The organism is Streptomyces sp. NPDC054796 (assembly GCF_053611545.1).
Genome location: NZ_JBSHAO010000009.1, coordinates 166,918 through 188,738, shown reverse-complemented (window position 1 = coordinate 188,738; position 21,821 = coordinate 166,918). Strand labels below are relative to the sequence as shown.

Annotated in this window: 20 protein-coding genes and 1 tRNA gene; 10 read left to right on the top strand and 11 right to left on the bottom strand. The window is 73.4% G+C overall.

Annotation, left to right across the window (positions count from 1 at the left end; genetic code table 11):
- Window positions 1-109: 109 nt before the first annotated feature.
- The 3 genes from ACWGJ2_RS10655 to ACWGJ2_RS10645 form a co-directional block, all read right to left on the bottom strand.
- Window positions 110-1,417, bottom strand: coding sequence for an AAA domain-containing protein (locus tag ACWGJ2_RS10655; RefSeq protein WP_453345677.1), 1,308 nt, complete (start codon window positions 1,415-1,417; stop codon window positions 110-112).
- A gap of 316 nt (window positions 1,418-1,733) precedes the next feature.
- Complete coding sequence (locus ACWGJ2_RS10650; RefSeq protein ID WP_453345639.1) at window positions 1,734-3,275, bottom strand: hypothetical protein; 1,542 nt, start codon at window positions 3,273-3,275, stop codon at window positions 1,734-1,736.
- A complete protein-coding gene (locus tag ACWGJ2_RS10645) occupies window positions 3,266-4,504 on the bottom strand; it encodes a hypothetical protein (RefSeq protein ID WP_453345638.1) in 1,239 nt (412 codons plus the stop codon). The genes ACWGJ2_RS10650 and ACWGJ2_RS10645 overlap by 10 nt, the downstream gene beginning before the upstream one ends.
- Before the next feature lie 207 nt (window positions 4,505-4,711).
- On the opposite strand from ACWGJ2_RS10645, the gene ACWGJ2_RS10640 reads away from it, so the two are divergent.
- Window positions 4,712-5,311 (top strand): histidine phosphatase family protein, encoded by a 600-nt coding sequence (locus ACWGJ2_RS10640; protein ID WP_453345637.1) that lies wholly within the window; start codon window positions 4,712-4,714, stop codon window positions 5,309-5,311.
- Between the two features lie 105 nt (window positions 5,312-5,416).
- Here the strand turns inward: ACWGJ2_RS10640 and ACWGJ2_RS10635 are convergent, their stop codons facing one another.
- A complete protein-coding gene (locus tag ACWGJ2_RS10635; RefSeq protein WP_453345636.1) occupies window positions 5,417-6,850 on the bottom strand; it encodes a tetratricopeptide repeat protein in 1,434 nt (477 codons plus the stop codon).
- 186 nt (window positions 6,851-7,036) lie between these two features.
- On the opposite strand from ACWGJ2_RS10635, the gene ACWGJ2_RS10630 reads away from it, so the two are divergent.
- Entirely contained in the window at window positions 7,037-7,483 is a 447-nt protein-coding gene (locus tag ACWGJ2_RS10630) for a hypothetical protein (protein WP_453345635.1), read from the top strand.
- A gap of 347 nt (window positions 7,484-7,830) precedes the next feature.
- Complete coding sequence (locus ACWGJ2_RS10625) at window positions 7,831-8,742, top strand: spermidine synthase (RefSeq protein WP_453345634.1); 912 nt, start codon at window positions 7,831-7,833, stop codon at window positions 8,740-8,742.
- Between the two features lie 18 nt (window positions 8,743-8,760).
- Here ACWGJ2_RS10625 and ACWGJ2_RS10620 read toward each other — a convergent pair whose 3' ends face one another.
- Window positions 8,761-9,297 carry a hypothetical protein gene (locus ACWGJ2_RS10620; RefSeq protein WP_453345633.1) on the bottom strand — a complete coding sequence of 179 codons (537 nt, stop codon included), beginning with the start codon at window positions 9,295-9,297 and terminating at the stop codon, window positions 8,761-8,763.
- Window positions 9,298-9,329: 32 nt separating this feature from the next.
- Here ACWGJ2_RS10620 and ACWGJ2_RS10615 point away from each other — a divergent pair, with 32 nt between their 5' ends.
- From ACWGJ2_RS10615 to ACWGJ2_RS10605, 3 genes are all read left to right on the top strand, one after another.
- Window positions 9,330-10,076 (top strand): response regulator transcription factor, encoded by a 747-nt coding sequence (locus ACWGJ2_RS10615; protein ID WP_453345632.1) that lies wholly within the window; start codon window positions 9,330-9,332, stop codon window positions 10,074-10,076.
- Window positions 10,073-11,491, top strand: coding sequence for an ATP-binding protein (locus ACWGJ2_RS10610; RefSeq protein WP_453345631.1), 1,419 nt, complete (start codon window positions 10,073-10,075; stop codon window positions 11,489-11,491). Before ACWGJ2_RS10615 ends, ACWGJ2_RS10610 begins: the two co-directional genes overlap by 4 nt.
- 182 nt (window positions 11,492-11,673) lie before the next feature.
- A complete protein-coding gene (locus ACWGJ2_RS10605) occupies window positions 11,674-12,726 on the top strand; it encodes a chitinase (RefSeq protein ID WP_453345630.1) in 1,053 nt (350 codons plus the stop codon).
- Window positions 12,727-12,859: 133 nt separating this feature from the next.
- On the opposite strand, the gene ACWGJ2_RS10600 is transcribed toward ACWGJ2_RS10605, so the two are convergent.
- From ACWGJ2_RS10600 to ACWGJ2_RS10585, 4 genes are all read right to left on the bottom strand, one after another.
- A complete protein-coding gene (locus ACWGJ2_RS10600) occupies window positions 12,860-14,365 on the bottom strand; it encodes a GH1 family beta-glucosidase (RefSeq protein WP_453345629.1) in 1,506 nt (501 codons plus the stop codon).
- Window positions 14,366-14,507: 142 nt separating this feature from the next.
- Window positions 14,508-15,497, bottom strand: coding sequence for a carbohydrate ABC transporter permease (locus tag ACWGJ2_RS10595; RefSeq protein WP_453345628.1), 990 nt, complete (start codon window positions 15,495-15,497; stop codon window positions 14,508-14,510).
- The gene (locus ACWGJ2_RS10590) at window positions 15,494-16,588 is read right to left on the bottom strand and encodes a carbohydrate ABC transporter permease (RefSeq protein WP_453345627.1); all 1,095 of its coding nucleotides are present in this window, start codon (window positions 16,586-16,588) and stop codon (window positions 15,494-15,496) included. Before ACWGJ2_RS10590 ends, ACWGJ2_RS10595 begins: the two co-directional genes overlap by 4 nt.
- Complete coding sequence (locus ACWGJ2_RS10585) at window positions 16,569-17,909, bottom strand: ABC transporter substrate-binding protein (RefSeq protein WP_453345626.1); 1,341 nt, start codon at window positions 17,907-17,909, stop codon at window positions 16,569-16,571. The genes ACWGJ2_RS10590 and ACWGJ2_RS10585 overlap by 20 nt, the downstream gene beginning before the upstream one ends.
- A 319-nt stretch (window positions 17,910-18,228) precedes the next feature.
- Here ACWGJ2_RS10585 and ACWGJ2_RS10580 point away from each other — a divergent pair, with 319 nt between their 5' ends.
- From ACWGJ2_RS10580 to ACWGJ2_RS10565, 4 genes are all read left to right on the top strand, one after another.
- On the top strand, window positions 18,229-19,323 hold the full coding sequence (locus ACWGJ2_RS10580) for a LacI family DNA-binding transcriptional regulator (RefSeq protein ID WP_453345625.1): 1,095 nt from the start codon (window positions 18,229-18,231) through the stop codon (window positions 19,321-19,323).
- Window positions 19,324-19,477: 154 nt separating this feature from the next.
- Complete coding sequence (locus ACWGJ2_RS10575; RefSeq protein WP_453345624.1) at window positions 19,478-19,990, top strand: hypothetical protein; 513 nt, start codon at window positions 19,478-19,480, stop codon at window positions 19,988-19,990.
- A gap of 117 nt (window positions 19,991-20,107) precedes the next feature.
- Window positions 20,108-20,692, top strand: a complete 585-nt coding sequence (locus tag ACWGJ2_RS10570) for a murein hydrolase activator EnvC family protein (protein ID WP_453345623.1) — start codon at window positions 20,108-20,110, stop codon at window positions 20,690-20,692.
- 127 nt (window positions 20,693-20,819) lie between these two features.
- A complete protein-coding gene (locus ACWGJ2_RS10565; RefSeq protein ID WP_453345622.1) occupies window positions 20,820-20,978 on the top strand; it encodes a hypothetical protein in 159 nt (52 codons plus the stop codon).
- Window positions 20,979-21,058: 80 nt separating this feature from the next.
- Here ACWGJ2_RS10565 and ACWGJ2_RS10560 read toward each other — a convergent pair.
- Window positions 21,059-21,131, bottom strand: a tRNA-His gene (locus tag ACWGJ2_RS10560).
- Window positions 21,132-21,200: 69 nt separating this feature from the next.
- Entirely contained in the window at window positions 21,201-21,803 is a 603-nt protein-coding gene (gene orn / locus ACWGJ2_RS10555) for an oligoribonuclease (protein ID WP_453345621.1), read from the bottom strand.
- Between the last annotated feature and the right edge of the window lie 18 nt (window positions 21,804-21,821).

Sequence of the window (21,821 nt, the reverse complement as noted above, 5' to 3'; positions counted from 1 at the left end):
CCCTTCCGGTGGGACGGCCCGGGAGCCCGCCCCGCGCACTCACCGCGCGCTCCCTCCTCCCTACCCCCGGCACGCGTGGACTACGGGCCCCGGCCTGGCCCCGTACGGGCTACGGGGCCCGCACCCCCGTGACCTGCTCCTCCCACCGGACCGCGTGCTCCGCCAGGTGGGCGAGGACCGCGTGGTTGGCCTCCCAGCCGTCGGGGAACTTGACCTCGATGCCGAGCTGGACGGGCTCCGTCGAGGGGTGCTCGTCCAGCAGTTCCCGCACCCCCGCCCTGCACACCACCACGCACGCGTGCCGGTGCCGCGAGGCCAGCACGCACAGGCGCCCCGTCTCCAGGTGGAACGCCGTCGCGTCCGGGCGGCCCGAGAGCGGATGCAGCACGACGGTGACGTCGAACTCGCGGCCCTGGAGCCGGTTCGCCGTGTCCACCGTGACGCCCTCGACTCCCAGCCCGGCGAGGGCGCCCCGCACGGCCGCCGCCTGGTCGCGGTGCGCGGTGCCGACGGCGATCCGGTCGGCGGTCAGCGGCGTGGGCGCGGGGGAGCGCTCGCTGACGGCCGCGCCCTCGCGGTCCAGCAGCCGCCGCACCACCTGGGCGACGGCCGCGACCGCCTCCGGGTCCGTGCGGGGCGTACGCCGCTCCGGCAGCTCCAGCAGCCCCCAGCCCGCCCCGGCCGCCTCGTCGAGGACGCGGTCAACGGCGGAGCCGTCGGAGGGCGCGCCGAAGGAGAGGGCGCGGTCGCCCGCCTCCGTGCCCGCGCGGAACGGCGTGAACGGGTAGAACGCCGAGGACACCAGCGGCGCGGCCGAAGCGGGCAGCCGCCAGGAGACGGGGAGGCGGTGCTGCGGCAGGCCGGGGTTGTGCGAGAGGAGCGTGGCGACGGCGCTCGCCGACGGGTCGTACGACAGCCCCGCCCACTGCTCGGCCCCGACCTGGCTGAACGGGTCGAGCTGGCCGGGATCGCCGACGAACAGCGCCCGCTCGAAGAGCCCGGCGACGGCGAGCAGCGCGTCCGAGCGCATCTGATACGCCTCGTCCACGATCGCGTAGGGCCACGGCTCCTCGGTCTTGACCCACGCCCACTTGGCCGAGGTGGACACGACGACGTTCAGCTCGGCGAGATCGGCGGGCTTGGCCGAGGTGACGACGGAGGGGTGCTCGTCGAGCACGGGGTCGTACGGATGCGGCTCGCTGCTGTGCAGACGGCCGACGGGCAGCTCGGGATCGGCCGTCGCGAGGCGGTCCACGAGATCGTCCACCTGCGCGTTCGTCTGCGCCACGACCATCAGCCGGTGCCCGGCAGCCGCCAGTTCGCGCGCCGCGCGGACGACGAGCGTGGACTTGCCGGCGCCGGGCGGCGAGTCCACGACGACGCCCCGGTCCGTGCCGTGCAGCGTGTCGTGGAGGATCGCGTCGGTGGCGCGGGCCGCGGCGTCGCCGGGCGGGAGCGCGCGTGGCGTGGCCTCTGCGGGTTCTGCGCCCTGTGCGGGCGCTGCGCTGTGGGGTGCGGCGGTCAACGGTGCTCCTGACGGCTGCTCGGGGCGGTGGGACGGCACGGGCTCCCATGACGCACGGGATCCGTGACGGGTACGGGCCTCGTGTCGCGTACGGGGCCTGCGTCGCACCCGGGTCCCGCGTCGCGTACGGGCCCCACGGCGCGTACAGGACCCGTCACGCGTACCGGACCCGCGTCGCGTACACGTGACGCGTCGTTCGTGTACCCGTTCACAGCAGGTCCTCGGCCGTCACCGGGTCCGGTGCGTCCGGGGCGGTGGCCGTGGCGGGCGGGCCGCCGTGTGTCCAGGGGGTGTCCTCCTGGCCCGGGAGCCCGGGGCCGCCCCTGGGGGCGTGCTCGAAGAGGGTCCAGCACACCCTGTCGCCCTTCTCGGGGACGGTGCCGGGCGCCGGTTCCTTGGCGCGGCCCATGCCGTTGACGAGCCGCACCGTGAGCAGTCCAGGGCCCTCGTACGCCACGAACTCGGCGCTCTGCTGGCCCCCTTCGGGCAGCACCCTGTGCACCTTGCCGCCCTCGGACACATGCGGCTCGTCGTCCGTGCGCACCGTGACCAGGGGGCGCGGCATCGGCCGCTTGCCCTCCGAGAACGCGGGCTCCACCTCGACGACCTCCCCCGCGAACGCCTCGCCCGTCAGCCGTCGCGCCGCCATCGCCAGGGGGTCGTCCAGCGCCTCCTGCGCCTCAAGACGGGCCTGCGCCTGCTCGCGGGTGGCGAGCTTCTGCGCCGCGGCGACGGCGTCGTCCCTGCGCGGCTGCGGCGGCTCGCCAGCCCGCAGCCGGTCGCGGTGGCCGGTGTACGAGAGGCGGTCGCGCCGCCAGCGCTCGGGGACGCGCTCGCCCTCGGGCAGTCCGCGCAGCAGCTCGACGCCGTGCCACACCGCGTCCCACGTCGGGCGCAGTTGCGAGGCGATCAGCTCGCGCACCTGCTCCTCGGCGCCCGGCAGCCCGGCGTCGAACCGCTTGACGGCGGGGGCCAGCAGCTTGTTGTCGAACGCCGGATCGGTGGCGGGCCCTGCGGGCGGCACGACGAGCTGGCCCGCCGCGTCCCGCTCGACCTCCGCGCGCAGCGCCGCCTCGGCGCCGGACTCCGCGCCCTCCGGGGGCGCTATCCAGGCGAGCAATGCGCCCAGGTGCTGGTCCTCCAACTGGCTCTGGCCCGTGGCCCAGTGCCGGGTCAGCAGCTCGGTCATGGGCAGCAGCAGGGACTGGCCCGGCACGCGGGCCCGCTCGGCGTAGTGCGTCAGCCAGCGCCCCAGCAGGGGGACGCGCGGGGGCGCCGGATACGCGGCGTCCGGGTCCTCCTCCGCCGTACGACGGAAGCGCATCGAACGGCCCAGGAGGCGCACGAAGCCGACGCCAGGGGAGTTGGGGACGAGCAACTGGGGCGCGTCCGCGCACACCTCGGCCTGGACGGGCACCTTCTTGCCGGTCTCCGGATCGGTCTCCTTGCGCTCCTCCAGCTCGACGTCGTCGAGCGCGGACTCGATGTGCGGCAGCACGGCGTCGGCCAGCTCAGCCAGGAACGTGAACCGCAGATCGCGGTCGCGCGGCTGCGGGACGACGAGCAGCCGGGGCGCGTCCTGATCGTCCCCCACGAGGGCGCCGAGCGGGGCGCCGGTCTCGCCCGCCGTGGTCAGCGGGACGAGGACGAAGGGGCGCTGCGCGAGATGCCGGTGCCGGACCGTCGCGACGGGCCGCGCCCGCCCGCTCGCCACGGCCTCCATGCGCGCCAGCGCGGACATCAACGACACGGGGACGCCTCCTCCTTCGCGGGCGCGGGCTCGGACTCGGACGCCGGTACGGGCACGGCCCCGGAGGCGCCCTCGCCCAGCGCCTCCGCGCGCAGCCGTGCCGCGCGGCGCAGCGCCGTCGTCGCCGGATCGTCGCCGGGGGAGGCGGGACCGTGCGCGGCGGCGAGGACCTCGGTCACCGTCGTCAGACCGCCCAGCTCACCGCGTGTCGCGCGGCCCAGCGCCTCGACCGCGCCCTGGGACCGCGCCCGGTCCCGGCAGTGGAAGGCCAGCTCGCAACTGGCGAGGCACTCGGGCGCGTAGGCGGCGGGCACCGACTCGACGGAGGCCGTCAGCTCGGACGCGGGCGCCGACGGATCGAGGCTCGCACCCTCGGGGAGGGCAGCCGCGATCTCCTCGACCCGGGTGAGGCGCCCGAGCTGGCGGCGGGTGGTGGCGCGCTGCTTGCGGATGTCGACGCGCGCTGCCGTCGGCAGGTTGGAGAAGTCCTTCGGGCACACCAGCAGCACCTTCTCGCGCACCGTGCACAGCCCGTCCAGCGCCAGCGCGTACACCGCCGCCTGACGGGCCGCCGCGCCGACCTTCGCCGGATCGGCCGCGCCGTCCAGGATCGGGAAGGACTTGATCTCGATCACCGTGCAGGTGCCGTCCGGATGCACGGCGATCGCGTCCGGCTCCAGATACGCGAGCGAGCCCGCGACCTCCAGCGCCAGCATCGGATGGTCCAGCAGCGACCACCCCTCCGGCGCCCCCGTCAGCGCCAGCCGGGTGCGCTCGGCGCGCCCCGCCGGGCCGTCGGCCGCGAGGTCAGGGACGGCGATCCCGTCCGCCTCCGGCGGCTCCTCGCCCGTACGCGCGCACAGCAGCCGGATCAGCTCGGCGCCGCCGTCCGCCTTGACCTGGGCCTCGAAGGCGTTGCCGCGGACGAAGGCGAACTGCGACTGCCCGAAGGAGGCGGGAGCGCCCAGCGCCTCGGCGAGCGCCCCCTTGTCCACCCCGGCGCCGTCGAGCAGGGCGCGGCGGTCGCAGCCGGGGTTCGCCGCGAGGGCGGCGAGGGCGCGGGCGTCGAGCGGGCGCTGCGGGACGCCGGGGCCGCGCAGCTCGGCGAGCCGCCGGTGCAGCGCCTTCGCGCGCCCCGGCGCCTCCGGGTCCGCGCCGTCCGGGGTCCGGGCGCCCCGGGTCCCGCCGTCCGCTGTCTGCGGCGGCACGCGGCCTTGGGATGTGGTCATCGGCGTTCGCCTCGCGGGAGATTGCAGTACCCGCGGAAGTCTGGCATCCGCCGCCGACAATCGTGCCCCCGATGTCCACGGCGACGCCCCCGGCGGCCTGCGGCTGTCCCGTTCGGGGGCCCCGCGACGGCCCCGGAAGTCGCCCGGCGATCAGTTGCGCGAAGATGGAGAGGAGCAGATCAGGCCGTAGATGCGGAAGAGGTACCGATGGCAGCGCGCATCCTGCTGGTCCGGCACGGACAGACCGAGTGGTCCGTGACAGGCCAGCACACAGGCCGCACAGACATCCCCCTGCTGGACGAGGGCCGCGCGGCGGCCAAGCTGCTCGGCGAGCGGCTGCACAGGTCCCCCTGGGACGGACTCCCCGGCGTCGAGGTGCGCACCAGCCCGCTCTCGCGGGCCCGCGAGACCTGCGACCTCGCGGGCTTCGGCGACGGGCGTGCCCAGGAGTGGGACACGCTGATGGAGTGGGACTACGGCGCCTACGAGGGCCTGGTGCCCGAGAAGATCCGGGAGCGCGCGGGGGAGGACTGGTTCATCTGGCGCGACGGGGTCGAGGGCGGCGAGGCGCTCTCCTCGGTCGGCGCGCGCATGGACGAGGTCGTCGAATGGGCCCGTTCGGCCGAACGCGACGTGATGGTCTTCGCGCACGGCCACGTGCTGCGCGTCCTGGGCGCCCGCTGGCTGGGCTACGACCCCGCTTTCGCCGCCCGGCTGCGCCTTTCCCCCGCCTCGCTCTCGGTCCTGGGCTGGGCCTACGGCGCCCCCGCGATCGAGCGCTGGAACGACACGGGCCACCTGGACTGACCCGCCGGGCCGACCGGGACGGGCCCGGGAGCCCGCGAGGCCCCGGCACGCCCGGAGCCCGGGACACAGGCCCCGGGCTTCGGAAGGCCGGACCGTGCACGCGGATCAGGCCGTGCGCGGCAGATGGCCCAGGAAGGCGGCCACGGAACGTTCCTCCGCGAACGGACGCAACCGTTTCGCCGCCGCCTCCAGCATCGCGCGGATACGGGTGGACTGCACCGGGCCCAGCAGCGCCAGCGCCCTGCTGCCCGCGTCGGCGGCCTCGTCGGGGCGCCGCTGCGCCGCGAGGTCACCGGCCAGCTCGGCGGTGAAGAGCGCCGTGTTGCGCACGAAGTGCGGGTCCTGGAGTGCCACGGCGCGACGGGCGTGCTCCGCTGCGCGCCCCCAGTCGCCGAGCGCCGACCAGCACTGCGCCTCCAGGCCCTCCAGCTCGGCCTCCCCGAAGAAACTCATCCATTCGGGGTCGGCGTCGGAGGGGCCGGAGCCGAACAGCGTGTGCGCCCTGGACAGCGCCTCCTCGCAGGCGGTTCGGTCGCCGAGCCCGGCCCAGCCGCCCGCCTCCCGCAGGGTGAGCAGCGACAGCAGCCGCGCGGAGCCCAGGTGCTTCGCCGCCTGCTGCCCGGCCTGCGCGGCCCGTACGGCCTCGCGCGGGCGGTCCGCGTCGCGGGCGAGGAAGGCCGTGTTGCAGAAGGCGTGTGCCTCCAGTGCCGGGTCCCCCGCGACGCGCGCGGTGGCCAGCGCCTCCGCGTAGTGGGAGCGGGCGTCGCCGAAACGGCCCGAGTCGTGGGCCAGCCAGCCCACGGAGATGGCGAGTTCACCGGCACCGGCGTGCAACCTGTCGGACACGGCACGGCGGTGCGTACCCGCGTCGAGCAACTCGTAGGCGGCGCGGAGCGAGTCGCCCGCGCGTTTGTAGAGGCCGTCGGCGCCGTGCCGGTCGTCGAGCAGGCGGATGTGGCGCACGGCCCGCTCGACGGCCTCGGCCTCGGAATCGCCGACCCGTCTCGCGGAAGAGGCGGCCGTGGGGGCTGCGGCGCTGGCCTCGCCCGCTGCGGGGCCACCGAACGAAACGGTAGCCAGGGCGGCGGAGCCGCTGGTCATGAACGCGCGGCGTAGCACGTCGCTCTCCTCGTCGATCTTGGAACAGTCGATACGGCAGGGATGGCCCCTGGCGGTACGGATCTCCGTCTGGAGCAGCACCGGATGTATGGGCGCGTCATCACCTCCCAGCGCCCCCTTTTGAGTACGGGCCGCACGTCCCCGCACGGACTCGCGGGGTGCGAAGCCCATGTCCATGAGCGAGTAGCCCGGAAACATGTGCAGGAAAACCCGCTCGTACGCGTAATTGGGACATTGGATCTCACCGGCCTCCACCCGCCCGATATAACGGGCATCGCAGGAGACCTGTTCGCCGATCTCGCGTGCGGACCGGCGTACGGCTGCGGCGAACTCGCCGGGCGACAGCGTGCCGCGCAGTCGCCGGAAGGCCGTGTTCGGCCCGCGACGCGAACCGCGTGACGCGGAAGGTGACGACGCCATGGCGGGACCGTACCGTCTGTGACGGGTTCGCCACACAGTGTTTGGCTACAAAACGGATATCTCACCCTTGATCCGCCATGAAGTGCCATCCTTTGCGGCGGCCGGCCGCCGTAGCCGTTGACGCCCCCGGGCGTTGAACTCGGCATGACCATCGCGGGCGAGGAGTTCGGAGGAGGGGCCCCTGTGTTGAACACTGGCGTAGGCAACGGCACCACCGTGGGCGGCGGGTGGGACGCCGCCCGGCGGACCACTCCGTCGGCCGGGGCGCCCGGCGCGGGCCTTCCGCGCCCGGAGCCCTGCGACTTGGTGACCGTCCCGGCCCGGCAGGGCCTGGAGGCGGTCGACATCCTCCGGCTGCGCGACGAGGTGGGCCCCGTGCTCCACGACGCGCCCGGCGACACCCTCGGTTTCCTCGTTCCGCCCGGTACGGCGGCCTGCTGGGACCTGCCGGGCAGCGCGTGCACGCAGACTCTCGTGCGTCCGCGCGCGACGGCCGAGGAGCCGCCCGTCGCGGGCACGGGGTGGCTCGTGCCGCCCGCCACCGCGTACGCGGTGGCGACGGAGCCCGCGCGGCTGCGGGACGCACTCGGCGAGGCGGCGCGCACCATCGAGGCCGCGGACCGCTGCCACTGATCCCCTTCGGGGAGACTTCCCGGCCGCCGGGGCACCGGAACGGCGCCCCTCACCCCTGCGGGGTGGGGGTGAGGGCCGCCCGGCGGGTGTTCCCGGCCCACAAGGTGTGAGGGGTTTCCCGCCGTCGTGGCGGGGAGAGGGGGGAGCCGTGTTTCTCGGCCTCCCGGGGGAGGGGGAAGGCGGGCGCGCGGCGCGGTGGAAACGTGGAAGGGCCCACCGCGCCGCGCACCGTCCAGGAGCACCCCCGCCCGCCAGCACGCACAGCACAGCACAGCACGGCACACACGTGCACAGCACCGCGTTCGCCCCGCACCGCGCGGCACCGTGCCCTCGGCGATACTGGCCACGTGGCGAACGACAGACGGCGAGGGCGAGCGCGGGGGCGGCAGGCGCGTGAGGCGCTGAGCGCGGACGTCGAGGGCGGGCTCGCGCAGTTGCTGCCCGACCCGGACAGGGCCCGCGCCTGGACGCTGCTCCTGGACGGCGCCCCCCAGTCGCACGTCGATCTGGCGGATCCAGCGCACCTCGGCTTCGAGTACCAGCGCAGACTCGGCCACGTCGCCGACCTCGTGGCGCCCCCGGGACGCCCGGTCCGGGTGCTGCACCTCGGCGGGGGCGCGCTCACCCTCGCCCGTTACGTCGCCGCCACCAGGCCGCGTTCCACACAGCAGGTCGTGGAGGTGGACGCGCCGTTGGTGGCGTTCGTGCGCGAGTGGCTGCCGCTGGAACGGGAGTGGCGGATACGGGTACGCGGCGGCGACGCCCGCACCGGACTCGGGAAGCTCCCCGAGGGCTGGGCCGACCTCGTGATCGCGGACGTGTTCAGCGGAGCCCGCACCCCCGCGCACCTCACCACCACCGAGTTCCTCGACGAGGTACGCCGCGTGCTGCGGCCCGGCGGCTACTACGCGGCCAACCTCGCAGACGGGCCCTCCCGTTCGTCGCGTACGGGCGGCTCCGGTGAGGCGCCGCTCGCGTACATGCGGGCCCAGGTCGCCACCGTGCGCGCGGTCTTCGCGGGGGCGTGTCTCGTCGCGGACCCGGCCGTGCTGCGGGGGCGGCGCTTCGGGAACGCCGTACTCCTCGCCTCCGACGGCGAGTTGCCCGTCGCCGATCTGACGCGCCGCGCAGCGGGCGACCCGCACCCCGCGCGCGTCGAGCACGGCAAGGCGCTCGCGGACTTCGCGGCCGGTGCAGGACCCGTCAGGGACGCGACGGCGAAGCCCTCGCCCCTGCCGCCCGAGAACGCCTTCCGCTGACGGTCGGGGACGGGGCGGTCAGCCCTCGAACGTCTCGAGGCGGGGCGGGCCGTCGTCCCAGCGGCAGAAGACCGAGGACGACGTGTCGCCCTTGGTGAAGGTCACACGGATCCAGTGGTCGGCACGCCACACCCTCATGTCCCAGCCCGCGTGCGGCGTCGCCGACACCAGCGAGGCCGAAGCTTCACCCATGTCGAAGACGGCGCGCCCTCCCGCGACGGTCTCGCCCTCCACGTTCCCCTCGGGTGCCGCCCCCGAAGGGCTGCGGGAACCGGTGGACGGCTTCTTGGAGGAGGAGCCGGTTCCGGGTGGCTTCGACGGCTTGCGGGGAGCGCTCGTGGAGGGCTTCGCGGAGGAGGGTGAGGGCTTGGGCCGGTGGGTGGAGGAGGCGCGGGGCTCGGCCTGCGAGGGCGACGCTTCGGACAAGGGGAGGGCGCGCGGCGGATCGTAGGCCGTACCGGACAGCACGGTGTGGACACCGAACCACGACAGCGTGACGGCAGCCCCCGTGGCCAGGGTCCACGCCGCCGCGTGCACCAGTCCTCGTCGTTGCATCCCGCACACTGTAATGGCGTACGGTTCCGCCCATGGCAAGTGTGCTCGTGGTCGAGGACGACCAGTTCGTACGCTCCGCCCTCATACGGCACCTCACCGAGGCGTCCCACACCGTGCGCAGTGTGGGCACGGCGCTGGAGGCGTTGCGTGAGGTGGCACACGTCGGGTTCGACGTGGTCATTCTCGATCTCGGGCTCCCCGATCTGGACGGCGCCGAGGCGCTGAAGATGCTTCGGGGGATCACCGACGTACCCGTCATCATCGCCACGGCCCGCGACGACGAGACCGAGATCGTCCGGCTCCTCAACGACGGCGCCGACGATTACCTCGTCAAGCCCTTCTCCGTCGAGCACCTCTCCGCGCGCATGGCCGCCGTGCTGCGCCGCTCGCGCGGCGGTGCGGGGGCGCCGGGGGCCGTCGCCGAGGACCGCGTCATCCGTGTGGGCGGGCTCGCCATCGACCCGCTGCGGCGGCAGGCGGAGCTGGACGGGGCGCTGCTGGACCTGACGCGGCGCGAGTTCGATCTGCTGGCGTTCCTCGCCGGGCGCCCCGGTGTCGTCGTCGCGCGCAGGGAGCTGCTGGCCGAGGTGTGGCAGCAGTCCTACGGGGACGACCAGACCATCGACGTGCACCTGTCCTGGCTGCGGCGCAAGCTCGGCGAGACCGCCGCCAGCCCGCGCTATCTGCACACCCTGCGCGGCGTCGGCGTCAAGCTGGAGCCGCCGCGGGACGCCGGAGGGGCCGGGGCGGCAGGGGAGGCAGGGGAGCCCGGGCCGTGAGATGGGCGCTGGTGAAGGTGTGCCTCGCCGTGACCGTCATGGTGGTGGTGGCCTTCGCCGTACCGCTCGGGCTCGTCGTCAAGGAGATGGCCCGCGACCGCGCGTTCTCGAACGCGGAGCGGCAGGCGGCGGCCGTCGGCCCCGCGCTCGCGATCACCACCGACCGGCAGGCGCTCAAGCGCGCCGTGGCCAGCACGCAGGCGGGTGCGGACGGGCGGCTCGCGGTGCACGTGCCCGGTGTGCCGGGCACGGCCGGTGCCAAGGAACGTGCGCCTGTGGTCGTCGGCGAGCGGCGCGCGTCGGAGGGCGACCTGGCGACGGCGCAGCGGTTGGGCCGCGCGTCCAGCGTCTCGGTGCCCGGCGGCTTCGCGCTGCTCCAGCCCACCGCCGTGGCCAGCGGAAAGGTGGCCGTGGTCGAGGTCTTCGTACCGGACGACGAGGTCGGCAACGGCGTCACCACGGCGTGGGTGGTCCTCGCGGGCGTCGGGCTCGCGCTCGTCGTCGGCTCGGTCGCGGTCGCCGACCGGCTCGGCACCCGCATGGTCGGCCCCGCCGAGCGGCTGGCAGGCGCCGCGCACGACCTGGGGGAGGGCAAGCTGGGGGTGCGGGTGCCCGAGGAGGGGCCGACGGAGCTGCGCTCGGCGGCCGTCGCGTTCAACTCCATGGCCGACCAGGTCGTCCAGCTCCTCGCCAACGAACGCGAACTGGCCGCCGACCTCTCGCACCGGCTGCGCACCCCGCTGACCGTGCTGCGGCTCAACGCCGCCTCTCTGGGCGAGGGCGACGCGGCCGAGCAGACGCGCTCGGCCGTCGCCCAACTGGAGGGCGAGGTGGACCAGATCATCCGCACCGCGCGGGAACAGCGTGCGCAGTCGCCCGGCGCGGGCGTCGCCTCGGGGAGCGACGCGGCCGAGGTGATCAGGGAGCGGATGGGCTTCTGGTCGGCGCTGGCCGAGGACGAGGGCCGCGAGGTGCGGCTCGCCGGGGTGGAGCGCCCGGTGCGGGTGCCGGTCGCGCGCGCCGAGCTGGCCGCCGCGCTCGACGCGATGCTCGGCAACGTCTTCCGGCACACGCCCGAGGGCACGGCCTTCTCGGTCGACGTGCACAGCGCGGAGGACGCCGTGATCATCCTGGTCTCGGACGCGGGCCGCGGCATCGCCGACCCGGCCGCGGCCCTGCGCCGCGGCCACGGCGACGGCGGCCCCGGTTCGACGGGGCTCGGCCTCGACATCGTGCGCCGGGTCGCGGAGTCGACGGGCGGGGATGTGCGGCTGGGGCGTTCGGTGCTGGGCGGTACCGAGGTACGGGTGTGGCTGGCGCTGCACGGTGGGGGCCGTTTCAGCGCGGTACGGGCCCACCGCAGGACCTCCCGCCGACGGCACGGGCACCTTCTGCCGGGACGACGCCGGGTCTGAACCGGCCCGTCAGGCGCCTCTCCGGCGCCAACGTACCTTCGAGGCTCAGCGCGTCCTTTTCGCTGCCTTAAGGGCGTCATAAGGTCCGCGACTGCCGTCCCGTACCGGTTAAATGTCCGATTCGGCGGAGCTAGCGTGCTGCTCGTTCCCATGTCCCCCCACATGAGCGAGGCAGCACCACGATGACGAACAACGCCGGACACCGCCGCCGTACCAGCCGCAGAGTGAAGTTGACCGGGGCAGCCGCGGCAGCGGCCATCGTGGCGGGCGGGGGCTTCGTGCTCGCCGCCAACGCGACGGCGGGCACGACCTCGGCCGGAGAGGGCACGGAGGCGGCAGCGGCCGGAACCGGTTTCGCGCCCTACGTCGACACCTCGCTCCAGCCCTCGTACGACCTGCTCAAGAGCGCCGAGGCGACCGGCGTCAAGGAGTACAACCTCGCCTTCGTCACCGCCGCCGACGGCGGTTGCACCCCCAAGTGGGGCGGCACCCAGGACCTCGGCGACAACCCGGTGGCCCAGCAGATCGACGAGCTGCGCGCCAAGGGCGGCGACGTACGGGTCTCCTTCGGCGGCGCCAACGGCTCCGAACTCGGCCTGGCCTGCGGCTCGGCGGAGGAGCTGGAGAAGGCGTACGCGAAGGTCGTGGACACCTACGACCTGAAGAAGGCCGACTTCGACATCGAGGGCGGCGCCCTCCCCGACACCGCCGCCAACACCAAGCGCGCCAAGGCCATCGCCGCGCTCCAGAAGTCCCACCAGGACCTGGACGTCTCCTTCACCCTCCCCGTCATGCCGGAGGGCCTCACCCAGGACGGGGTCGCCCTGCTTGAGGACGCCAAGGCGAACGGGGTCAAGGTCTCCGCCGTCAACATCATGGCGATGGACTACGGCCCGTCCTACGACGGCGACATGGGCGAGTACGCGACCCAGGCGGCGACCGCCACCCAGAAGCAGGTCAAGGAGTCGCTCGGCATCGAGGACGACGCCGAGGCGTGGAAGACCGTGGCCATCACGCCGATGATCGGCGTCAACGACGTGGTCGTGGAGGTCTTCAAGCCCGAGGACGCCACCGAGGTGCGGAAGTTCGCCGACGAGAAGGGCATGGGCTGGCTGTCCATGTGGTCGGGCACCCGCGACAAGGCGTGCCCCGGCGGCCCCAAGGACCAGGCCGACCCGACGTGTTCCAGCATCGAGCAGGGCGACTTCGACTTCACGAAGGCGTTCACCGGCTGAGCGACGGCTGAACACCCCGCAGACCCAGAACCACCACCCCCCACCCGGGGTCGCCCCCAGGACCCCGGCACGGAGCGGGGCGCAGCGGAAGCACCACTCCCCCCACCCGCTGCGCCCCGCCCCCCTCTGTCCGCTACCGCTCGTCCGGCGCCGCCTCCGTCTCCGCCGCACCGGTCACGTCGGCCGCGTCGGCCGCCTCGGGGACCTCCGCGACGTCGGGCAGCGCGCCCGTTCTGGCCACCTCCGCGTACCAGCGCGCGGAGGTCTTCGGCACGCGCCGCTGTGTCCCGAAGTCGACCCGTACGGCGCCGAAGCGCTTGCTGTACCCGTAGGCCCACTCGAAGTTGTCCAGCAGGGACCACAGGAAGTAGCCCCGCACATCCGCGCCCCCGGCCAGTGCCTGGTGGACGGCGGCCAGATGGCTGTGCACGTACGCCACACGCTCCGGGTCGTGCACGCGGCCCTCCGCGTCCGGTACGTCGTCGTAGGCGGCGCCGTTCTCGGTGACGTAGAGGGGCAGCCCCGGGACCTCGTCGTGGAAGCGCAGCAGCAGGTCGGTCAGCCCCGACGGGTCGATGCTCCAGCCCATCTCCGTCCTGGCCCCGGGCGGCTGGTGGAACGCCACCCCCTCCGCCGCGGGCCACGGCGAGTGCGCGCTGTCCCCGTGCCCGTCGTGGCGCTCGACGGTGCCGTCGAGCGGCGCGGCGGAGACCAGGGACGGCGTGTAGTAGTTGAGGCAGAGCCCGTCGAGGGGCTGCCCGGCCGTCGCCGTGTCCCCGTCCCGCACGAAGGACCAGTCGGTCAGCCGCGCCGTGTCCGCGAACAGGTCGTCGTCGTAGGCGCCGCGCAGCATGGGCCCCGTGAAGACGCGGGTGGCCAGCGCGTCGACGCGACGGGCCGCGTCCCTGTCCTCCGGCGAGTCCGTGCGGGCCCGTACGACGGCGGGGTTGAGGCTCACCATGAGCTGGGCGCGCGCCGGGAGCGCGGCGCGCAGGGCCTGGGCCGCGAGGCCGTGGCCGAGGTTGAGGTGGTGGGCCGCGCGCAGTGCGGCGACGTGGTCGGTGCGGCCCGGGGCGTGGACGCCGGAGCCGTAGCCCAGGAAGGCGCTGCACCAGGGCTCGTTGAGTGTGGTCCACAGCTCGACGCGGTCGCCGAGCGCGTCGGCGACCAGCCGCGCGTAGTCCGCGAAGCGGTGGGCCGTGTCGCGGTGGGGCCAGCCGCCGAGGTCCTCCAGCTCCTGGGGGAGGTCCCAGTGGTAGAGGGTGAGCACGGGGGTGATGCCCTTCGCCAGCAGCGCGTCGACCAGCGCGCGGTAGAAGTCCAGTCCGCGCTGCACGGCCGGGCCCCGGCCCATGGGCTGGACGCGGGACCAGGAGACGGAGAAGCGGTAGGCGCCGAGGCCGAGCCGGGACATCAGCTCCACGTCGTCCCGGAAGCGGTGGTAGTGGTCGCAGGCCACGTCGCCCGTGTCACCGCCGAGCACCTTTCCCGGGGTGTGCGCGAACGTGTCCCAGATCGAGGGGGTCCTGCCGTCCTCCCCTGTGGCGCCCTCGACCTGGTAGGCGGCCGTGGACGCGCCCCACAGGAAGTCGGTGGGGAACTGTACGGAGGAGGTGGACACCTCGGAGGTCAATGTCATGGAAGCGCTCCCATTCGCGAGCGTACGAGGGTTGGAGGTACGGGTGCGGTGCGGGTGCGGAGAGTGCGTACGGGTGCGGGTGGAGCCGGACGGGGGAGCGGGGCGGCCCGGGCCGGGGACGTGGGCCGGGCCGCCCCTGGCCTCATCCCTTGACGGCGCCCTGCATGATGCCGCCCACGATCTGCTTGCCGAACAGGCCGAAGGCGATCAGCAGTGGCAGCGTGCCCAGCAGGGCACCGGCCATGATCACGGACTCGTCGGGGATGTAACCCTGGCCGAGCCCGGTGAGGGCGACCTGCACGGTCGGGTTCTCCTGGGTGAGCGCGATGATCGGCCAGAAGAACTCGTTCCAGGCCATCACGAAGGTGAGCATCCCCAGGACGGCCATCGCCGGGCGGGCGACGGGGAAGACGATGTGCCACACCACGCGCAGGCTGTGCGCCCCGTCCACCCTGGCGGCCTCGACCAGCTCGGTGGGCAGTGCGCTCACCAGGTACTGCCGCATGAAGAACACCCCGAAGGCGCTCACCATCGTCGGCAGGATCACGGCCTGGAGCTGGTTGGTCCACTCCAGCTCGGCGATGGCCATGAACAGCGGCACGACGCTGAGCTGCGGCGGCACCATCATCGTGCCGATCACCAGCAGGAGCAGGGTGTTCTTCGCACGGAAGCGGAGCTTGGCGAAGGCGAACCCCGCGAGCGTGGCGAACAGCACGGTGCTGACCGACACGGCCCCCGCGACGAACACCGTGTTGACCAGAGCCTTGCCCATGTTCGCGTCGGACCAGGCGGTGCCCAGGTTCTTCAGGAGGTTGCCGCCGAACCAGAAGGGCGGCGGGGTCTCGGCGAGCCGCTGGTTGTTGCGGGACGCGGCGATCGCCGTCCACACCAGCGGGAAGAGGGAACCGAGGGTGAAGAGGACGAGCACGGCGTAGGTCAGCCTGCCCCCGTGCAGGTGCCGCCCGGCGGAACCGGCCGCACCGGTCCGCCGCGCGCGCCGTGCCCGTCCTCCGCGCCCGCGACCGCTGCCGCGTCCGCGGGTGCCCCGTCCGCGACCGGCTCCGCCGCGCCCGTCGTCCGGCTCCTCGTCGCCGCGTTCGGCCCGTACGGCGAGCGCACTCCGCGTCGTCATGACGGACCCCCTCCGTGGCTCTTCTGGAGCCGTCGGGCGATCAGCCAGTTGAGCAGGCCGATCACGATCAGGATCAGGAACATCGTCCAGGCGATGGCGGACGCCCGGCCGAGGTGGAAGTTGAACCAGCCCTGCTCGTACAGGTAGAGGCCCAGCGTCTGGAACTGGTGCGAGCCCCCGCCCGACTGCGAGCCGCCGAACAGCAGCGGCTCACCGAAGAGCTGGGTGGCGCCGATGGTCGAGACGACGACGGTGAACAGGATCGTCGGCCGCAGCGACGGCACCGTGACGTGCAGGAACTGCTGCCAGCGCGAAGCACCGTCGAGGGCCGCCGACTCGTACAGGTCGTCCGGCACCGACTGCATGGCGGCGAGGTAGATCAGCGTGTTGTAGCCCGTCCAGCGCCAGATGACGATGGTGGAGACCGCGAGCTGGGACGTCCAGGTGCCGTTCTCCCAGTCGATGTTGTCGATGCCGACGAGCCCGAACGCCCAGTTGATCATCCCGTAGTCCCGCCCGAAGAGCAGCGTGAAGACGAGGGTCGCGGCGGCGACGGACGTCGCGTACGGGGTGAGCATCGCGACGCGGAAGAAGGTGCTGCCGCGCAGCCGGTAGTTGAGCAGATGCGCCAGGCCCAGCGCCATCAGCAACTGCGGCACCGTCGAGATGACCCCGATGGTGAACGTGTTGCGCAGCGCGTTCCAGAAGAACTCGTCCTCCAGCAGCCGGGAGTAGTTGTGCAGCCCGGCCCACTCCATGTCGGTGGGGCTGTGCAGCGAGACCTTGTGGAGCGAGGCCCAGCCCGTGTAGAGCAGCGGGAAGAGACCGAAGGCGGCGAAGAAGAGGAAGAACGGCGAGATGAAGGCGTAGGGGCTCCACTTCGCGTCCCGCCGGTAGCGGCGGCTGCGGCGTTCCGCCGCGCGCGAGCGCCCCGTGCCGCCCGCGCGCGTCCCGCCGCCCCCCGGCCCGTCCCGGCCTGCCCGTCCGGCTCCCCGTGCCCGCGTCGTGCGCGGGCCGGGGGAGCCGTCCGTGCGGTCAGGACCCGAGTCCGGACCCGTTCCCGGGATGCGGTCAGTCCTCGACGACGTCATCGATCTTCTTCACAGCCGCGTCCCAGCCCTCTTCGGGGGACTTGCCCTGCTGCTCGACCTGGAGGATGCCCACGTCGGTGAAGGTCTGCTTGATGAGCCCGTCCTTCGGGCCGAGGACGGCCGTCGGGATGCCCCTGGCGGCGTCCGAGAAGATCTTCCCGATGGGCGCGTCACCGAAGTAGGCGTGCTTGGCGTCCTTCACCTCGGGCAACTCCAGCGCGGTGGAGGAGCTGGGGAAGCTGGCCTGCTTCTGGAAGAGCTTCGCCTGCTGCTGGGGAGCGGTCAGCCAGGTGGCGAGCTTGATGGCCTCTTCCTTGTTCTTGGCCTTCTCCGGGACGGTCAGGAAGGAGCCGCCCCAGTTCGCCGGCTTGGGCGCGGGGGCCACGTCCCACTGGTCCTCGGCCTTGTCGCCCGCCTTCTCTTTGATGTAACCGAGCATCCAGGGCGGGCAGATCACGCTGGCGAAGGTCCCGTTGGCGTACGCCTGGTCCCACGCCTTGTCGAACTGCTTCAGCTTGCCCGTCATCTTCCCCTCGACGGCGCGCATGGCCAGGTCCCAGGACTCGTTGACGGCCTCGCTGTCCTTGTAGATCAGCTTGCCCCCGGCCGTGTAGTTCTTCTTCGCGTAACTGGAGACGGAACCGTTGTAGAGGCCCGCGGCGCCGTCCATGAAGGCGGTGCCCTCGGGCGCGTTCTTCATGTAGTCCTCGCCGGCGTCGACGTACTTGCTCCAGTCGCCCGCCCACAGCTCGCCCACCTCGTCGCGGTCCGTGGGCAGCCCGGCCTTCTTGAACAGGTCCTTGCGGTAGCAGATGCCCATGGGGCCGATGTCCGTGCCCAGCCCTATGGTGCTGCCGCTCTCGGTGGCGGCCTGGTCCCACTTCCAGTCGAGCCAGTCGCCCTTCTCCACCCCGGGCGCCTTGCCGAGGTCGACGAACTTGTCCGCCTGAAGGGTGGCCAGTTCGTTGATGTTGTCGACCTCGACCGCCTGGATGTCGCTGAGGCCGCTGCCCGCGGTGAGGTGGTTGAGGAGCGCCGGGTAATAGTCCTCGTTGCGCTCGGTCGAGTTCTCCTTGATGGTCACACCGGGGTTGAGCTTCTCGTACTCGTCATAGAGCCCGGCCTGCTTGTAACCGAAGACACCGAAGACACCGACCGAGACCACGGTCCCGCCCTTGCCGCCGCTGTCCCCGGACCCGGCGTCTTCGCTGTCCTCCGCACAGCCCCCCAGCAGACCTGCCCCTAGCGCGGCCGTGAGGACGGACGCGGCGAGGCGGCGGCGCAGGTGGCGGCGCGGGGAGGTACGGCTGTCGATGCGCATGTTGGCGTCCTCCCGAACGTACGGGTTGTGTAGAGGGGAAGTACGTTGGGAGCGCTCCCAGTCGTGATGAGTTGAAGAGTCCCGGAGCCCTCGCGGGGTGTCAAGGCATGTGGCAGCAACTTGCTCACGGCGGGGTGTAGTTCAATGATCCCGACGGTACGGATCCCGCGCCCGCGCCCCGCGCGCCCCCGCGGGGCCGTCCCGTACGGCACGGCCCCGCGCGCGCCGCGCGAGCGGGCAGCATGACAGGCAGGGCCCGCACCCGCGCCGCGCACGGCGGGGGAAGCGACGGGGAACATGTCCATGAGGGGGAGGCAGCATGGCCGTAGTCCGCACGGGCCGCGCCGGAGGTGCGAGGCCCACGCTGGAACAGGTCGCCGCCCGCGCGGGGGTCGGCCGGGGCACCGTGTCCCGGGTGATCAACGGCTCGCCGCGCGTCAGCGACCGCACCCGCGCCGCAGTACAGGCGGCCGTCGCCGAACTGGGCTACGTGCCCAACCGCGCGGCGCGCGCCCTCGCCGCCGGGAGCGCCGACGCCATCGCGCTCGTCGTCCCCGAGCCCGAGACCCGGCTCTTCGCCGAGCCGTACTTCTCCGGCATCCTGCGCGGCGTCAGCGCGGAACTGGCCGACACGGACATGCAGTTGCTGCTGACACTCATACGCAGCCGACGCGAGCGCGACCGCTTCGCGCAGTACGTCACCGCTCATCGTGTCGACGGAGTGCTCCTCATCTCCGTGCACGCCGACGATCCGCTGCCCGACCTGCTGGAGCGCATCGAGATGCCCGCCGTGCTCAACGGGCGCCGCTCCGGCGGGGAGACCGTGCCCTACGTCGACTGCGACAACGAGGGCGGCGCACAGCAGGCCGTCGAGCACCTCATAGGGCGCGGCAGGCGCGCCGTCGCCACCATCACGGGGCCCCTCGACATGTACGTGGCGCAGTGCCGCCTGGAGGGCTACCGCGAGGCGATGCGTGCCGCGGGCCGCGAGGACGGCGAACGGCTCACCGCGCACGGCGACTTCACGGAGGAGGGCGGCCACCGCGCGATGCGCGAGCTGCTGGAGCGCGAGCCCGGCGTGGACGCCGTCTTCTGCGCCTCCGACGTGATGGCCGCCGGTGCCAGGCTGGCCCTGCGCGAGGCGGGCAGGACCGTGCCGGGCGACGTGGCGCTCGTCGGCTTCGACGACTCGGCCGTCGCCCGCCACATGGACCCGCCGCTGACGACGGTGCGCCAGCCCATCGAGGAGATGGGGCGCGCGATGGCCAGGACCCTGCTGGAGCTGATGGCACGGGAGCCGGGCGCGCGGGGGCGCAGGGACCGCCCGCCGCTCCCCGCGGGCGGGGCCGGGGCCAGGGCACCGGGGCCCCGGCTGGTGCTCCCGACGGAGCTGGTCCGCCGGGGTTCGTCCTGAGAGGCGGGGCTTCGGGAACGAACCGGTGGCTTCGGGACTTTGAACCACCGGTGAGGCCGGGGCAGCCGTGAGGACCGTTGGGATGCTGTGAAGGAAGTGGGGCGGCGGCACCCCGCCAGGGGGTGCCCCGTGCGAACGGAAGTACGGTGACGCGATGTCCCGTCGCCGCAGACCCGCCGCGCACCGCGTGTCCCGTACGAAACAGCGGCGACGGCGCGTCCTGCTCGGCCTCGCCGTGGGGCTCGCCCTCACGGGCGCGGCGGTCGAGGTGGGCGACGTCCTCCCCGACGAACACCCCGTGGGCGAGGGCCCGTCGGCCGTGTCGCCCTCGGCCACCCCGCCCTCGGCGGTGCGCACGTCCGCCTCGCCGGGGCACGGGGACAGGTCTGGTTCCGCTTCCGTTTCCGCGACACCGTCGGCCGACGCCGGCGACGCCACCGGCACGCCGGACGGGCGCGCCCCGGGCGGCGCCACGGCGGACCCCGCCGAGGCCACCGACGACGGCCGGGCTCCCGGGGGCGGTGGCGGCGACGGTGCGGAGGGGCCGGCGCCCACCCGTACGAGCGGTCCTGGCACCACCGCGCCGCCGCCCGCACCCGAGCCGAGCCCCACCCCCACGGGCGACGGGGACGACGGCTGCTTCCTGTGGTGGTGCCCCGACGAGTAACCGTGCCCCTCGGCGCTCTTGGGCCCCTCGGGCTTCCGGTCACTCCTCCGGTTCCGGTCACTCCTCCGGACAGTGCCCGGATGCGGGCCGACGCTCCCTGCCCTTTGCTTAGCTGATATGACCTCAGAAACGCGACACGGGGCAGGAACAGCGGCCGGGGCACGCCGTCGCCGGGCCGGTCCGGCGAGCGGCGCGCTGGCGGCCGTCCTCCTCGTCGCCGGGGCCGCCGACACGGCCGTCGCGGCGCAGACGCACCCCCGTGCCCCCGGGCAGGCTCACGCGCTCACCCACCTGGGCGGCTGGGCGAGCCCCGTGGCGGGCGGCCGCGTCTCGCAGAAGTACGGCATCAAGGGGAAGTGGGCGGCGGGCCACCACACCGGCATCGATCTGGCGGTCCCCAGGGGCACCCCGGTCCGCTCGGTCGGCTCGGGCACGGTGGTCTTCGCCGGAAGGTCCGGCGCCTACGGCAAGGCCGTCACGATCCGTATGCACGACGGCCACTACACGCTCTTCGCGCACCTGTCGCGGATCACCGTCCAGCGGGGCCAGCACGTGCGCGCCGGAACCTTGATCGGCCGCTCCGGCAACAGCGGGCGCACCACGGGCCCGCACCTCCACTTCGAGGTACGGGCCCAGCGCGGCTACGGCTCCGACGTCGACCCGGTGGCCTACCTGGCCAGAAAGGGCGTCCGCCTGGTGTGACGCACGTCATGGCTGCTGGGCGGTGCGAGGCCCGTACGGACCGCCCGGGGTGCCGGGCGGCCGGGAACGGTGTAGATCGTTGAGCGTGGGCCGAGGAGCCCGCACGCCCCGCGCTCACGGAGGAACCATGACCATCGACCCGACGGACGCCACACCCGACATCCACGACGACGCCCTGCTGGCCGACTCCGACCCGAACTCGGGGGACGAGGCGGAGAGGCCGGAGGAGAGCCGCATACTCGATCTCCTGGAGACAGAGTTCGACCAGCCGGACCCGTCCGACTGACCGGGCCCCGGCGCCCCCACCGGCCCCGCGCACGAAGAAGGCCCCCGGTCCGTTCCCGGACCGGGGGCCTTGCCTCTCAGGGTGAATGACGGGACTTGAACCCGCGACATCCTGGACCACAACCAGGTGCTCTACCATCTGAGCTACATCCACCATGACCGGCGCTTTTCTGACCGGCCGAGAAAGAGTGTACAGGGTCAGCGGGGGTGCTCGCTCACAGGTTCATGCGCGGGGGAGCACGTGCTTCGCCGCGATCTTCTTCGCCGCGTCGGAGTCCGGTCCGGGCGCGGGGACGAAGACCGCCTCGCGGTAGTAGCGCAGCTCGGCGATGGACTCGCGGATGTCCGCGAGCGCGCGGTGGTTGCCGTTCTTCTCCGGGCTGTTGAAGTAGGCGCGCGGGAACCAGCGGCGGGCCAGCTCCTTGACCGAGGACACATCGACGATGCGGTAGTGGAGGTAGCCCTCCAGCTCCGGCATGTCACGGGCGAGGAAGCCGCGGTCGGTGCCGACGGAGTTCCCGCACAGCGGTGCCCTGCCCGGCTCCGGAACGTGTTCGCGGATGTACGCGAGGACGCGCTCCTGCGCGTCGGCCAGCGTCGTGCCCTCGTCCAGCTCGTCGAGCAGGCCCGAGGCGGTGTGCATCTCGCGCACCACCTCGGGCATGGCCACCAGGGAGCGGGCCGGGGGCCGGATGACGATGTCCACACCGTCACCGAGCACGTTCAGCTCCGAGTCGGTGACCAGGGCCGCCACCTCGATGAGCGCGTCGTCGGACAGCGAGAGCCCCGTCATCTCGCAGTCGATCCACACCATGCGATCGTTCATGCGCCTCACCCTACGTCC